Raw genomic sequence first — 15263 nt, forward strand, 5'->3', positions numbered from 1 at the left:
GGGTTTTGGTATTCCGATTTTAGAGGCTTTAACCAGTGGTATTCCAGTGATTGCCGCAAAAGGGTCCTGTTTAGAGGAAGCTGGAGGTCCACATAGTTTATATTTTCAACCACACGACGAAATTGAATTGACTGCGTCTATCGCTCAGATTCTTGCTGACAAATTCCTAAAAAATGAGATGATCAAAAATGGCAACGAATTTGCATTAAAGTTTAGTGAAGAAAACATCGCTAAAAATCTACAGGAGGTATATCACAAAACAATACAAGATTCAAATCTGTAGAAATTTGAGTTCAATAGGATTAGTCCGCGTTTAATTACGATGAATAGCATCGCACATTTATTCTGGCTTATAGATGCGCTCTGCCGTTCTTAATACCTCAGCCTTATCCAATGTCATCCGCTTGGTTTGTTGGGCCTGATACATCGCTCGCTGATCCGCGAAATGTTTGGATTCTGGATGCGAACTCGCTCCAAACGTATTCACGGTCTCAATAAGTGGTAAGCCTCCATCTTTAGGGAATTTGACAAAACCGATGTAGGCATCTCCACTAATCATCTTACGCTTTGACTCACCATATGGTTCCGACATCACTGCTGCTAATACATCCGGCATGCCCGCCTGAGGCCAATCTTCATTTCCGCGTTTTAGCCGTTGGTATTCACCTAAGGTTACATCCAAACGGCCATAATGCTTCAGTAAGAAATCATGTACATATTGACACAGCTGCACGGCTTCAGCTTCGGATAGAGGATCTTTGGATCCATTGGAGCGCATTTTGGAAGCATTGTAGTAGGCAATGTTGTAATATAAAGCACCCACACTCTCCACATTCGTCACATGATTCCATTGGTTAAGACCCTTTATAATGGTCGATAATGCTGGATATTTTGCAGCATCCAATTTGAAAATCGCAGAGGCATCCCAACCATAGGGATATAAGATCTTAGCGGGTAGTTGGCGATCAAATTTGATGCGTTTTAAATCGGTCCAACTGATCTTATCGAAGCTATCGATTAAATCTTTGGCTCTCCGGCTCCGATTATTGTGATAGGTTTCGTAGCCATCGTTTTTATCGAATTTGGCTGGATTTAAGTTTTCGGATTCCGCCGTGGCCATAAAGGGCGAATGATTCGTATTAAACAAATACCCACTTGACGGATTCTTATACTGCGGTAATTCATCTAAAGGTTTGAATGTTTTCCAAAGCGTCGCACGGGTATTTCCGGGCAGCGTGGAGGCCCAATTGTATTTTGGGTCCGCATTGCGATACGGCATCTTGCCATTCGAGATGTAAAAGATGTTATCTGACTTATCTGCATACATGATGTTAAACATGGGCAAATGATTCTGATTCAACGCAGCTTTAAATTCAGCGAAATTTGTTGACCGATTCATTGCATACCATTGTTGCAATGCACCCGCATCCATCAAGGAAGGTAGTCGGATCGAGAAATATGCTCCTTTTGGCGTTTTTAAGGTCGGTCCATAGATCGATTTATATGCCATTTTGCCCACGGAGAATGGAATGCCTTTGATGTTTAATTTGACTTTTCTTTTTTCTAAGTTTAGCCATTCGCCATCCACTTTGTATTGTCCTGGATGATCCTTGTCGGTTTCCAACTGATATACATCGATTTTATCTTGAAAATTTACGGTATGTGCCCAAGCTAAATTTGGCGTCACTCCATGAAAAATCAGGGGTCCACCGGGAAATAAACCGCCTAAAATATTCCAACCTTCTTCACTTTGTACGTGGGCCTCATAGAATGCAGTGGCGCCTTCAATGGGCTGGTGCGCATTAATGACCATCATCGTCTCCCCTGACGCAGATTTAGTACTTTTTATTGCAAAGGCATTACTACCCTCGCCCGTAAATCCTTTTAAGTGCGGAATTGATCCATCGAGAATCTTAGGAAGTGTTTTATCCACGCCGCAGAAAATGGCTACGGAGAACATGGATGTCGCAATGTAATCCTCTAAAGTAATGGGAAATACGTGTTTGTTTAATACGTCGGATGGGTGTGCTTTGGCATAAGCGGTAATTCCTTGTAAATAGCCTTGTAACAACTGGAGGAAAGCGGGATCCATCGATTTGATTTGTTGGTCCACCACTTGCCGCGTATTCAATAGTCCAAAGACAAAATCCACGGGTGCTCCTTTTTTGCCAAGGTAGGTACTCAGCTTCCCTTTACCTGTCAAAATGAGTGTTTGGATGGTTTTGAAGTCGTCTTCCGCGTGTGCCCAAGCTAAGCCATACGCCACCTCTGGATCTGTAGGTGCGAAAATGTGTGGTACGCCATAGCTGTCGCGCGCGATGGTGATTTGGTTGGTACGGATGGTGGGATCTTCAGAGAATGCATTTGAAACTAGGCCAACAAAGTAAATAAGTACGAGTAAAGGTTTTTTCATGGTTTGTCGAAAAGTCGTTTAAGTAGCGCGGATGTTCTAGCCACATGGTTCGAGCGTATTTCTTTTTCTTGTAACGCGATTTCATCAAAGATCCCTTGCAGGGCTTTTTCTGTGACATAGTCGGCCAAATTAGGATTCATTCTTTTGTTGCTAAATGGAATAGCTTGGTAGGCTTTGTTGAGTTGATCCCAGTATTTGGTGGCCTGAACGGTCGCCAAAGAAGCTTGAATGGTAGGTTTAAATTGTTCGGTCAGTTGGTCCTGCGTCTTGCTGCGTAAGTAATCAGTTGCTGCGCGCTCATTTCCACGTAAGATAGAAAGTCCATCCGTGACGGTCATTTCTTTGATGGCTTGCAGTAAAATGGGAGCTGCCGTTTTGCAGGCGTCTTCTGCAGCACGATTTAGGCTAAGAATGAACGCGTCGGCGAGTTGGTTTAAACCCATACTTCTCAGCGTACTTTCTATCTTTCGTGCTTCAGGGGGCATGGCGATTTTACGGGCGGCGTTTTTGAAAAAGCCATCATGCTTAGCTAAATCAGCACATCCTTTTTCTGCCCCAAGTGTCAAGGCTTCTTTTAATCCTGCTGATATATCAGCGGGATTGATTTGGGGTTTTGTTGTAATTTCTTGGGCTTTCTTGAGTATGCCGTTTAAATTCTGTGCTTTCAACTGCAGTGAAAGGAATAAGATGGCAAGGATGCGTAGGTAGGTCATATCCTTAAAATTAAGTCTTTTTTAATTTTATCACTATATTTAACGTCCAAGAAATCTATAGGTCTCTATGAAAGTCACGCTTACTTTATTCTTAGCTCTTTTTATCCCTATTTTATCGTTTGCGCAGGCCGACAGTCTTTTCATAAAAAAGATTTCGGATGACATTATGCGTAACGGAAAAGCGTATGAGTTGTTATATGAATTGACGAAAAAAATTGGTGGCCGGTTGGCCGGATCGCCGCAGCATCAACAAGCGATTACGTGGGGAAAGCGGAATATGGAATTGTTAGGACCGGATAAGGTATTTCTTCAAGCCTGCAAATCACCTAATTGGAAGCGTGGAGGTGCTGATTTTTCCGCAATTGTAGGCGTTCAAGGTGAGGCACGTGTTCAACCTTTGGCTGCATTAGCGCTGGGAAATTCGATGGGATCGAATGGCATGATTGAGGCTGAGGTATTGGCGGTGGCCAATTTTGATGAATTGGAAAAGCGGAAGAATGAGGTAAAGGGTAAGATTGTTTATTTCCATAGTGTTTTTGACCCAACAATAATTCAAACGTTTCGGGCTTATAGTGAGAGCGGTGTGTATCGTCGGTCAGGTGCATCGCGCGCAGCTAAATACGGTGCTTTGGGAATCATGATTCATTCGTTGAGTACAGCTCCAGATAATGCGCCGCATACTGGATCCATGACGTATGAAAATGATTTACCGATGATCCCAGCGGTGGCTTTAGGGCCAAATGATGCTAAGATGCTGTACGCATTAGCTCAAAAAGGATCTGTAAAAGTTCAAATGCAAACCTATGGTAATTTCTTGCCAGATGTGGATGACCATATTGTGGTGGCTGAGATTAAAGGTTCGGAATTCCCGAATGAATATATTACGTTGGGCGGCCATTTGGATAGTTGGGACGTCAACGAAGGAGCCCATGATGATGGCGCCGGAGTCGTACATACGATGGAAGTTTTGCGCGTCATGAAGGCCTTAAATTATAAACCAAAGCGTACGATTCGCTTTGTGCTTTTTGCCAATGAGGAGAATGGGGTTCGTGGAGGCAATGAATATGCGAATCAGGCCAAGATAAATAATGAGAATCACATATTTGCATTGGAAAGCGATGAGGGTGGCTTCACTCCCCGTTCGATTGGAATCACGGCGCCCAAAGCAGCCTTCCAGAAATTTCAGGCTTGGTCTACCCTATTGAGGCCGTATGGTACGGAGGTGACCTTAGGTGGAGGCGGAACTGATATTGGGCCGTTGGCCCGTATAAACCCAGCGACGGTCATTGCGGGCTTGGTTCCGGATAGTCAGCGTTATTTTGATTTACATCATGCGAAAACGGATGTATTTGAAAATGTAAATAAGCGGGAGTTGTTGTTAGGTGCGGTTAATATTGCAGCCATTATTTATTTAATTGATCAATACGGTGTAAATCCTTAAGCGAATGAAAACGATTATTTTATGTTTAGCGGCTAGTATTTTTGTGGTTTTTTCGGTCTATTCAGTGCCGAAAAAGGGTCAGCGGGTTTTGGTGTATACCAAAAACGGACCAGGTTATGTGCATGATAATATTCCAGCGGCTGTTGCCTGTTTTCAGGAGTTAGGAAAGTTGCATCAAATTCAGGTAGACGTGTCGGATGATCCTGCTGTATTTACGGAGGCGAATTTAGCTCAGTATCAAGCGTTGATTTTTACGAGTACCAATAATGATGTTTTTGCATCGGATGCGCAGCGTTTGGCATTTCGGCACTATGTGGAGGCAGGTGGAGGCTTTGTAGGGGTGCATTCCGTGACGGGTACGGAGCGGAAATGGTCGTGGTTTAAGATGATGGTGGGTGAAACGTTCTCGTGGCATGCGAAGTTTCAGCCATTTCGGATATTGAATATCAATGCGGCCCATCCTTCGATGCAGGGAGTTCCGATGCGCTGGGAAAAAGAGGATGAGTGTTATTTCGGGAAAGAGTTATATCCGGGCATTCAGGTGCTGATGATGCATGATTTGAGTAGTTTGGATGTGAAGCAGGCGGACTTGGTAAACCAATATAGCGGATCGTTTAAGGGGTATTTTCCGGCGGTTTGGACGCAGCATTTTCAAGGTGGACATGTGTGGGTGACGACGCTGGGGCATGATAAGGCGAATTACCAAGAGCCTGTTTACATCAATCATGTGTGGCAAGGCTTAAAATATGTACTCGATTCGGTTAAGAAAATTGATTATTCGAAGGCGAAGTCGGTGAAGTTTGATGAGGGGATTTGGGTGAATTAACGATAGTTTGCATTTTGCAAACTATTTTAGTAAATTCATACAATGAAATGGAAAGTTTTAAAAACTAAAAAAGATTATGCTAAAGCTGCCAAACGCATGATAGAGATTTTTCACGTGGAGGAGGAAGGTCCTTTACTTGATGAATTAGAGTTATTAATTGTCTTGATCAAAGACTATGATGATCGAAATTTTCCTTTGTTAAACATGGATCCACTTCGAGTCATTATTCTTAAAATGAATGAAATGGGAATTAAATCCAAGGATTTAGTTCCTTTGATTGGTTCTAAAGGGCATGTATCAGCCGTTCTTTCGGGCAAGCGCGAGATAACGTTGAAGATGGCTCAGCGTTTGAGAGAATTTTTTCAATTACCTGCGGAGGTGTTTATTTAACTAGCTGTAAACCTCCTGCCCTTTTTTCAAACCCAATTTTACTTGCTGCACTAATTCTACTGGCTCAAGCACGCGAATTTCTTGCGCATAGCGTAAGAAGAAATTAACTACTTCTTGGTCAATCTCCAGATTTAGTCGTATTTCTACCGAGGAGTCGTTTGAAAGATTGATTTCTTGGCTCGCATGAATCGGATATTTTTCAATGTAGTTTAGCATCCAACTGTCTTTGGAAAGCCAACAGCGAATTTTTGAAGCCGTCAGACTACTACTTCTAAAAAGACCTAAGCAATTTTTGAAATAATCCGCAGGCCTAAAGTCTGGATGTATCCGCACACGCGGTTGAACTGCCACGGAATTCACCTCTACAATCCGGTCTAAGGCGTATAATTGAAGTTGGTCTAGGTCAACCTTAATCTGAACCTCATCTGGGCTGACCGGTTGGAAAAGTACATACCAGCCGGTGTACCAACCATTATTGTATTCTTTAAGCAATACGGGTAATCCGCGTGTTTTTTTTTGTTTGGACTGTGATGATAAACCGCGATGGCTGAAGTCGACCACACGTTTCGCATAAATGTTTTCCAAAATGATAGGCATTAAATCAGCCCCGGAGCGTGCACCGTCTTTTACGAGTTCAATGGCCGACCAGGGTAATACTTCGTGGTATTGCGACAGGGTATTCTCTAATGCGATGGCACGTAATTTATTGACAACCCCCTCACCTGCTCCACCGGAAAATAAATGCTTATTGGCCTCAATTGATGAAGCTATTTGTTGCAACTCACGATCTGAAAATGTAGGGAAAGCGCTAATGTCATCGCGTATGTATAGGTAATTTCCCGTGGCACGCGAAAATCGCAGTAATTCACCAAAGGTATCTTGGAGCGTCGGATAGCGTGTTTTCAGTAATTCCTTAAGCTCTCGAATATCTCGATTAAATGTCCGTTCGCTATAGACAGAAATATCGTGTTCATCCTGCAAATAAGATGAAATACTTGCCAAATTCACTGCAAATGCTTTTTGCAGAAACAAGCCATTCAAAATTTTCAGTCGGTCCGTCGCTAACATCTTTTTTTCTTAAAGCTATGAAATTTCTTTTTAACCGCCAAATGGTGGCGGTCAACTAATCTAGCTTTGTACCAACAAAAAAGCAAAACTTATGATCACACAATCAATCAAATCGTTGTTAACCTGTCTTTTGGTGGTATTTATTTTCAGTTATGTTAGTGAAGGAATATTATTAGCATTTGCCTTGAAAAAATCACGTCGTTCAAATTGGATAAAAATCGGCCTTATCACGATTTTATTTCTAAGCTGTTTAGGCTTTATTATTGCTCCATATCATGTTTTTGGACAAACCGAGGCAGACGGTTTATATACGTTGGCCTTCACGTTTTATGCGCTCGTTATGGCGATTGGAAGTGGATTACGCATGTTAGACGCTGGACGTTAGACTTTAAATTCTAGCGTCTTGTATAATGTCTGATGTCTAATGTCTAACGTCTAGCGTCTATTGTCTAGTTTGTGATCGCTTTCAGTGCAAAATATAAGATTGACGGACATAGCAAACATCCAAGTCCCGTATAAAAAGTGGCCGTCATGGCGCCATAAGGTACAAGTTTTGCATCTGTGGCTGCGAGTCCTGCGGCCACACCGCTCGTCGTTCCTAATAAACCTCCAAATACCATCGCAGATTTTGGATTATCTAAACCAATATATTTGGCAATTAGCGGAGTTCCAATGGTCACCAAAATAGACTTAATTACACCCGCACCAATGCTTATGGCGATGATGTCCGAGCTCGCTCCTACGGCAGTTCCCGTAACCGGTCCTACAACAAAAGTACATGCTCCCGCTCCAATTGTTGCCAAACTCTCCGCATCCGTGATTCCCATCGAAAACGCAAGTAAAGCTCCACTTGAAAACGTGATGAATACGCCAAGAAACAAGGAGAAAATACCTACTAGTCCCGTTTTTTTGATCACGGCAAAGCTGGCACCCATCGCTGTAGACACGATGGCGAAATCCCGAAATACAGGTCCCCCCATTTGTTTAAAACCACTCAAACCAGTTAAATCCGCAATTCCATTTTTGCCTTCTGTCAGCACGCCTGCAAAATAGGCTAAAACTAATCCGGCAAAAATGGCAATAGCAGATCCTGGTATTTTCTTTCTAAATACGAATTTGGAAATACCCTCGGCCGCAAACATGATGAGTCCAGTGACTAAAAATGCCACCATTAATCCATTTTTGTCCAGTAATGTTTCGATGTAATTCATGTTAGCGTTGGTTTTTGTTGGCCAACAAAGGCATGAGTGATAAACAAATAATTACTGGAATGATGCCTGCCAAAACCGCCAGCATTCCATTGGTAAAGGCTACACGAACGTTTTGGATGGCCGACATCGCCACGATGATGGGGATGTACATTTTACTCCAGAACAAAATTCCTTCACCCATTTCGACATGAAATAGATTTCTTTTTTCTAATTCATTCTGAGCCAAAATTAAAAACAACATCGCAAAGCCCACGCCACCTACATTGGCTTCTATGTCCAATAATCTTCCTAAGGTCTCACCGAGTAATTGACCTGCAATAAAACAACCGGCCAATAAGGCCACTCCACGTAATAACATCTTATTGAATTAAGTTGACAACATCCTTTTTGGTTACTTTTCCCATCGCATTTCGAGGTAATTCGCTTACTGTTAGGTATTTACGCGGTGTTTTGTATGCAGGCATTTGTTCCCGCATCCAGGAATTTAAGGCCTTTTCATCGACAAGCCCTTGCGTGACAATCGCTGCAGCAACTAATTCTCCCCATTCATTATTGGGTAATCCCACAACGGAACAATCTTTAATGCCTGGATATTGACGCAAAACTTCCTCAATTTCTAAGGCAGATATTTTGTACCCCCCTGATTTAATGATATCGACTGAGTTCCGACCTAAAATACGGTAGCCGCCCAGTTCGTCCAACGCGGCGATGTCACCTGTTTGGAACCAACCATCCTCCGTAAATGATTCCGAAGTCGCTTCTGGTTTTTGCCAATATTCTTTAAAGACGTTCGCCCCTTTGACTTGTATTTCACCTTCTTCTGATAAGCGAACAGATACACCTGGAAGCGGATAACCTACGTGTCCCGCTACGCGTGGTCCATCGTATGGATTACTCAAAGCCATGCCAATTTCCGTCATTCCATAACGTTCCAATAACAAATGAGTCGAAATCGTTTGCCAACGTTCCATGACCGAAACGGGCAAAGCAGCTGAGCCAGAAATCATCAAACGTAAGTTGGCCAACGCATTTGTCAACTGCACTTGAACATCCTCTGGTTGCGCCTCCCAATAATTGATTAGCTTAAAATAGATCGTTGGCACCGCCATAAACACATTAATTCGCGCTTCTGTAATTAAGTCAAATATGCCCTTTTCGCTGAAATTTGGCATAAATTCACAACTAGCACCCACCCACAAAGAGCAAGAAACTACATTAACCACACCATGTACATGGTGCAATGGCAAGACACAAACAGTTGAATCTGCTGAAGTCCATTTCCAGGCTTCAATCAAGTCACATATCTGGGCATTCAGATTCGCATGCGTGCTGACAACCCCTTTTGGTAAATTCGTTGTTCCACTCGTATACAAGATCATGGCACTTCGGGAATCGTCGATTTCAGGTAAAATTTGCGTTTTTCCACTCTCATTTTTTCCAAGGACAATGAACCGACAACCCAATTCGGATGCCAAATCATTCATTAAATCTTCGAATTCAGGCGAGACAACCAAGATATTCGCACCCGAATTCTCTATCGTATAGCGCAAGGATGGTATCGGATAGCTTAAACATAGGGGAACAACGATCCCTCCTGCTTGCCAAATTCCCCATTGTACCCGCACATAGTCAAAGCCCGGCTGCACCATAAATGCTATCCGGCTTTCCTGTAAATCTGATTCGCCAGCTAAAAGTGTATAGGCAAATTGCTCTGCTGACTGGTGTAAATCCCTATAACTATATGATTTTCCTTCGGAAATGATCGCTGTTTTTCCAGCGTATTGGCGGGAATTAGAAAATATATTTATCATTCAAAATTTAGACATTAGACGTCAGACGCTAGAAATCAGACGCTAGACATCATTAAAATCACTCTCTACTCTCTACTCTCTACTCTCTACTCTCTACTCTCTACTCTCTACTCTCTACTCTCTACTCTCTACTCTCTACTCTCTACTCTCTACTCTCTAATCTCTCTATGGTCTATTTCTTGCCAAATTTCCACCCTCGGCAACCAAACTTCCTGCACATAGTGATTGTGAATCGGATGATTGGAATATAAATCATAAGCTGCTTGATCCTCAAAATCCATACCCAATCCATGTGTATACGGATTGGTAGCATTGAATTCGAGTAGAACTTTCAGATTCATTACACCCGGAATTTGGGAGAGCTTTCTTGATTCCGTTATGAAATAGGCTTGTTCAGCCGCTGAGGTCTCCGACTTGAATTTTAAAAATACACTGTGGTGTAACATATTTTTTATGTAAAGACGCGATACCTCGCGTCTAATTTATTTTAAGACGCGAAGTATCGCGTCTCTACCTTCTTATCTAACGTCTAACGTCTAACGTCCAACGTCCAACGTCTAACGTCTAACGTCCAACGTCTAACACATTCGCCATTAACCTCCACGCCCCTGGTACTCCAGCAGGTAATTGGCGGAAGAAAACTAGTCCTGTATAAATAAATTGACCTTTTCCGTAACGAGCCACAGCAATATTTCCCTTTTGTTCCGCTTCACCCGGATCAGTAAATGCTAATGGAAATTTAAAGTTTGGATCGGATGATTCAGCTAAGTAAATACTGCGTTCTTGAACCCAATCAGCAAAATCAGATTCTTTTATCTCATTTGGTTTGTGAAAAATAGGAAGATCCACCAAGAATTTTGGTGTAGCTTCTTCTTTAGTAATTCGGTTACGGGTAATGGCCAAAGGGTATGGGCCCATTTGGCTTTTTAATGGACCTAAATTACTCTGAGTGTTGTACTGAACCACATAATTTCCACCTTGCTCCACATATTTCATTAATTCTGCATGGGCATTTGGAAGGTAATCTATTGTATTATGTGCTCGAACACCTGTCAAAACCACATCATACTGAGCCAGATTCGTTGCCTTCAAATCAGATTCAAGTAGGTAATCCACTTGATACCCCATCTGTTCCAAACTTTCCGGTACCTTATCTCCCGCTCCTTTAATGTATCCAATGCGCTTACCTGTTTTCTTGAAATCAATATGAAGTAAATTGACAGTTACAGGTGAAAAATAACGCTGTACAGGAATATGCGGGTAATTAATACTTTCCATTTGTAGTGAATCAACCCAATTTCCGCGGCTTGTTTCATAGGCCAATTGCAATTTCCAAGTCTCCTTACCATCAAATTTTTGATCTTTCTCGCGTACGGTAATTGGGACATTTTTGCTCATTCCCATGGCTAGACCTTCCGGAAGATCCAATGTTCCCAAACGAGTTCCGGCTTGATTAAATACATCAACTTTCCCCGCTGCGATGGCTCCCATGGCCTTTATTTGTATATCAAACGACTTAGAATCCCCCGAACCTTTCGGTAATAAAATGTTGGGATGATTGATTTGAAATATACTGCGTGGCGTAATCGCAATCGGTTGGGAATATTCCCCTTTAACTGGATCTACCACGAGCTCCTGGATAGGCCGACTGATCTGTAATTTTTCCCCTTCGATGGTCAAAAAGGCATGAACCAATAGTGCAGGATCTGATGCTGCTTGGCCAATCTTCTCTTGATCCTTCACCACAAAATGCCCGGTTTCTTTGGTATTTACTAACCAATACGGCTGTGTGATTGATTGACGAACCAGTTGAGTATGGTTCCAATTTACGCGTTTGTAAGGAATAACAGGCTCCTTCAATACCGTATCTTTTTCGCCAATAGCAAGTTTCAATGACGTCACATGAATCGGGCTACGAACGATAAATTCCGTTTTAATCATCATGGGATCACCTTGTGCGATAGTTCCCCGATTCGTATTTCCTGCAAAATGTATACCTGCTGCTTGTACAACCCATTCATCAATCTGCTTGATTTTCTTTGATTTCAAATACGAATCATCCAGTTTATTCAATGCTTTACGTACCTGAATCATGTCTGGAATACTCAAATAAGGCTTTTCTGTTTGATAATTTCGAATAAGCAGTTCGATCATTCGCTCAATTTCAGCACCAGCTTGGCTAATTTGCCAATGGTTTGGCACTCCCTCTTCAATTGAATTTTTAGGTGCAACTCCTCCCAAGGTTTGAAAATATTCAGTTGACTTTCCATGATCTACGGCAAATCCAAAACCCTGTGATTTGTGCTGGCTCCGACTAAATGCAGCTAATTCCCCCGTGCTTTGGCCTATACTAGGTAAGAAATTTCCAATTTGAATCTTGAATTGATCTTCTGCGATCGTTGACGAACTACCAAAACGAAAGGTATTCCAAAGCAATCGCGTTGCTTTCCAAGGTTTGATATCCCCTTTCAATTGTTCTGGAAAGCGTTTTGGATCTGCAGCAGCCTGATACGCTTCAATCGCTAACACCGCAGACGCCGAATGGTGCCCATGTCCTGCGCGTGCATCGGGTGGAAAACGTGTGAATATGATGTCTGGACGTAGTTTACGAATGACATATACTAAATTGGAAAGCACCAATTCTTTATTCCAAAAACTCAATGCCTCATCCGTAGACTTTGAAAAACCAAAATCGAAGGCCTGCGAAAAGTGTTGATTTGCGCCATCGATTTTTCGCGCAGCTAAAAGTTCTTGCGTTCGAATCAATCCTAAAGGTATACCTTGTTCATCGCCGATGAGGTTTTGACCCCCATCGCCACGCGTGAAAGCAAAGTAATTGGTTTCCCAATGTTGTTCTTGGGCGAACCAGGCCAACATATGTGTGCTTTCATCATCTGGGTGTGCGGCAATGTGCAGCACGGTACCAGTTGATTCAATGCGTTTTAAATTTTCAAGTAATTGGAGACCGTTTTGTGCCCACGCTAAACTAGGCATTAACAATAAAGCGAGAATTAGTTTTTTCATGCGTTTAATTCATTGCGTGACCACGGTTGGCGATAGGTTCTCGCCAACAAGGCTGTTGCCTCTGGATCGTTAATAACTGTTTTTGTTGATGGATCGTAGGAAAGCGGTCGGCCTAATTTCATCGAAACATTGGCCAAAATACATGAGGCCGTTGAAATATGACCTTCTTGGATATCTGCGATTGGTTTGGTGCCTTTGTCGATGGCAGCTAGGAAGTCCAACATGTGTAATCTAGTTGCCGGAGCCGCATTTAATTCAATCCGATCTTCCGTTAAATCTTCCGGGTATTTTTCTTTCTCAAAGACACAATCGCCATGTAATTTTTGCGCCTTCGGGTCCGTTGGCGTAAAATCATATTTCATCGTACTCATACGCAAGGTTCCTTTTTCACCATAGATCGTAAGTCCCCATGGATATTCAGGATCGGGAGGTGTTCCCCAGGTACGGTGCTGCCAAACACAATTCAGCCCATCGTATTCAAAAACGGCCGTTTGCGTATCTGAAATGTTTGATTTGCCTTCTTTTTGAACATAGATTCCACCCTCGGAACTAATGCGCTTAGGCCAACCGAGCCCTAGCATCCAACGAGCGGTATCGAACATGTGGACACACATATCACCCACGATGCCGTTTCCATATTCATTGAATGTTCTCCACCAGCGCGTGTGAGGTAGTCCATCGTATGCACGCAATGGAGCGGGACCCGTCCACTGGTCATAGTCAAAAAAGTCAGGCACCGCCTGAATAGGTGGGTTACCATTGTTGCGCATGTGGTAATAACAATACATTTCCACATGAGCGATTTTACCTAATAAGCCTGCGTCAATAATATCTTTTTTGGCTTGAATTAAATGGGGAGTTGACTTGCGTTGTGTACCCACCTGCACCGTTTTGCCATATTTTCGGGCTGCAGCAACCATGGCTTCCCCTTCTAAAACATCCACTGAAATAGGTTTTTGCACATATACATGGGCTCCTGCTTTCACAGCATCTATCATTTGCAAAGGATGCCAATGATCCGGGCTTCCAATCAGGACAATGTCAAGTTGATTTTCAGCCAATAGCTTTTGGTAATTTCCATATAAACGGGGTGTTTTGCGGGATGTTTGACGTGCGGCAACGAGCTTTCCAGCATGTGTCAACATGTTTCTATCTGGATCACAAAGAGCGATCACGTCTACCGGTGCCACTTGCATGAGCCTAAATAGGTCACTTTTGCCGTACCACCCCGCACCGATCAAACCGACACGTAGTGGTTTGGCAGGATTAACTAAATCGATTCCATGCGCCCCGAATGTCGAAAGCGCTAAACTTGCCGAAGCTCCTTTGAGGAAATGTCGGCGGTTAATGTTGAATAGGTTCATAGGTTGTCAGTTTTCAGTAATCAGTTGTCAGTATTCAGTCGCTAGTCACTAGTCGCTAGTCGTCAGTAATCAGTCGTCAGTAATCAGTAGCCAGTTTCTACTCTCTACTCTCTACTCTCTACTCTCTACTCTCTACTCTCTACTCTAATTTTATGCTCCCGCCCCCTCCTCCGGAATTTCCACTTCCGCATATTTTCCGGTTAGGTTGAGGTTTGTTGTTATTAATTTACTTGTTTCATTTTGTAAAATTAGGGCAATTTTGCCATCAGGTCGTTTGGCGGCTGTTCCGTTTAGTCCTTTAGGTAAACCTTGTAAATCAATGCGGACAGATCCCGTAGGTATAATTCGCGATGCTTGGCCGATAATGTAATAGGCTTGATTTCGGCTAATTTCACCTTCTTTTGAGATCGTGAGTGCGCCTTTACATTCCGTACATCCGCCGGGTGTAATAGGGCCAAAATTAGAATTATTCGCTAAATTCCACTCCAAAGCTTTGGCTAAATTGAATTTACGTAGGGAAACATCTCCCGCAATATCATCATAACTATATGCCTCACCATCTAAGTCGGTTTCCCCCACCCCTATACGCAAGACTGAAATACCCATTTGTCCCGCTTGGGTACCAAATAATTCATGCAATAAGCTTGTGCGCTCAGCGGGTGCTAACGCTAGAATGACATCAGCAGATCCACCTGTGAGCGTATAGCCAAAACCGTCGATGGACTGAAACGTAGTTTGAGAGTTGATGATGATGCCAGTAGACTGGCCAGATTGAAATGAGAGACTTGGATTTTCGTGCCACATATCCGCTCGTTTAGGCTGAGATACCCAAACTTGCGCTAGCATTGTTTGATAAACACCTAGTAGCAATATACTACAGGTCAAAATCCGATTCATCGTATAGGTTTAATTGGGGTTCAATATATTGATTTTTTTTTGAAATTGGTGTCCTGATATTTTAAAGGGCAAAAAAATACCGCTAAAATCGCGGTATTTTTTCTT

The 15263-nt window shown here is 42.7% G+C and carries 15 protein-coding genes; 5 read left to right on the forward strand and 10 right to left on the reverse strand.

The genetic code is table 11. The features are described from left to right. Window positions 1-283 (forward strand): glycosyltransferase (locus AC1W6K_RS11065; protein ID WP_481947535.1); only part of this gene is annotated, 283 nt, incomplete at its 5' end. Between the two features lie 57 nt (window positions 284-340). Here the strand turns inward: AC1W6K_RS11065 and AC1W6K_RS11070 are convergent. Together AC1W6K_RS11070 and AC1W6K_RS11075 are read right to left on the reverse strand one after the other, a co-directional pair. Beyond that, complete coding sequence (locus AC1W6K_RS11070) at window positions 341-2413, reverse strand: penicillin acylase family protein (protein WP_481947536.1); 2073 nt, start codon at window positions 2411-2413, stop codon at window positions 341-343. Further along, window positions 2410-3126 (reverse strand): DUF4197 domain-containing protein, encoded by a 717-nt coding sequence (locus AC1W6K_RS11075; protein ID WP_481947537.1) that lies wholly within the window; start codon window positions 3124-3126, stop codon window positions 2410-2412. The genes AC1W6K_RS11070 and AC1W6K_RS11075 overlap by 4 nt, the downstream gene beginning before the upstream one ends. 67 nt (window positions 3127-3193) lie before the next feature. Between AC1W6K_RS11075 and AC1W6K_RS11080 the strand changes: the two genes are divergently transcribed. Genes AC1W6K_RS11080 through AC1W6K_RS11090 form a run of 3 tightly spaced genes read left to right on the forward strand, consistent with a single transcriptional unit; the run spans window position 3194 to window position 5783 of the window. Further along, entirely contained in the window at window positions 3194-4567 is a 1374-nt protein-coding gene (locus tag AC1W6K_RS11080; RefSeq protein WP_481947538.1) for a M20/M25/M40 family metallo-hydrolase, read from the forward strand. Window positions 4568-4571: 4 nt separating this feature from the next. Further along, window positions 4572-5393: a ThuA domain-containing protein gene (locus AC1W6K_RS11085; RefSeq protein WP_481947539.1), complete on the forward strand. Its 822-nt coding sequence runs from the start codon at window positions 4572-4574 to the stop codon at window positions 5391-5393. Between the two features lie 42 nt (window positions 5394-5435). Continuing rightward, on the forward strand, window positions 5436-5783 hold the full coding sequence (locus AC1W6K_RS11090; RefSeq protein ID WP_481947540.1) for a helix-turn-helix domain-containing protein: 348 nt from the start codon (window positions 5436-5438) through the stop codon (window positions 5781-5783). Here the strand turns inward: AC1W6K_RS11090 and AC1W6K_RS11095 are convergent, their stop codons facing one another. Beyond that, entirely contained in the window at window positions 5784-6851 is a 1068-nt protein-coding gene (locus AC1W6K_RS11095) for a helix-turn-helix transcriptional regulator (protein WP_481720821.1), read from the reverse strand. Window positions 6852-6942: 91 nt separating this feature from the next. Between AC1W6K_RS11095 and AC1W6K_RS11100 the strand changes: the two genes are divergently transcribed. Next, window positions 6943-7236 carry a hypothetical protein gene (locus AC1W6K_RS11100; protein WP_481720823.1) on the forward strand — a complete coding sequence of 98 codons (294 nt, stop codon included), beginning with the start codon at window positions 6943-6945 and terminating at the stop codon, window positions 7234-7236. A 64-nt stretch (window positions 7237-7300) separates the two neighbouring features. Here AC1W6K_RS11100 and madM read toward each other — a convergent pair whose 3' ends face one another. The 7 genes from madM to AC1W6K_RS11135 all read right to left on the reverse strand — a co-directional run bounded on the left by madM (window position 7301) and on the right by AC1W6K_RS11135 (window position 15158). Continuing rightward, window positions 7301-8062, reverse strand: coding sequence for a malonate transporter subunit MadM (gene madM, locus AC1W6K_RS11105; protein ID WP_481947541.1), 762 nt, complete (start codon window positions 8060-8062; stop codon window positions 7301-7303). A 1-nt stretch (window position 8063) separates the two neighbouring features. Beyond that, window positions 8064-8420 (reverse strand): malonate transporter subunit MadL, encoded by a 357-nt coding sequence (madL, locus tag AC1W6K_RS11110; protein WP_377982413.1) that lies wholly within the window; start codon window positions 8418-8420, stop codon window positions 8064-8066. A gap of 1 nt (window position 8421) precedes the next feature. Further along, entirely contained in the window at window positions 8422-9873 is a 1452-nt protein-coding gene (locus AC1W6K_RS11115) for an acyl-CoA synthetase (protein WP_481947542.1), read from the reverse strand. Between the two features lie 149 nt (window positions 9874-10022). Continuing rightward, window positions 10023-10319 (reverse strand): Dabb family protein, encoded by a 297-nt coding sequence (locus AC1W6K_RS11120; protein ID WP_481947543.1) that lies wholly within the window; start codon window positions 10317-10319, stop codon window positions 10023-10025. Between the two features lie 118 nt (window positions 10320-10437). Beyond that, a complete protein-coding gene (locus AC1W6K_RS11125; protein ID WP_481947544.1) occupies window positions 10438-12897 on the reverse strand; it encodes a PIG-L family deacetylase in 2460 nt (819 codons plus the stop codon). Continuing rightward, window positions 12894-14261: a Gfo/Idh/MocA family protein gene (locus tag AC1W6K_RS11130; RefSeq protein WP_481947545.1), complete on the reverse strand. Its 1368-nt coding sequence runs from the start codon at window positions 14259-14261 to the stop codon at window positions 12894-12896. The genes AC1W6K_RS11125 and AC1W6K_RS11130 overlap by 4 nt, the downstream gene beginning before the upstream one ends. Window positions 14262-14411: 150 nt before the next feature. Further along, window positions 14412-15158 (reverse strand): glycoside hydrolase family 30 beta sandwich domain-containing protein, encoded by a 747-nt coding sequence (locus AC1W6K_RS11135; protein WP_481947546.1) that lies wholly within the window; start codon window positions 15156-15158, stop codon window positions 14412-14414. Between the last annotated feature and the right edge of the window lie 105 nt (window positions 15159-15263).

The sequence above is a fragment of the Aquirufa sp. genome, assembly GCF_964796385.1.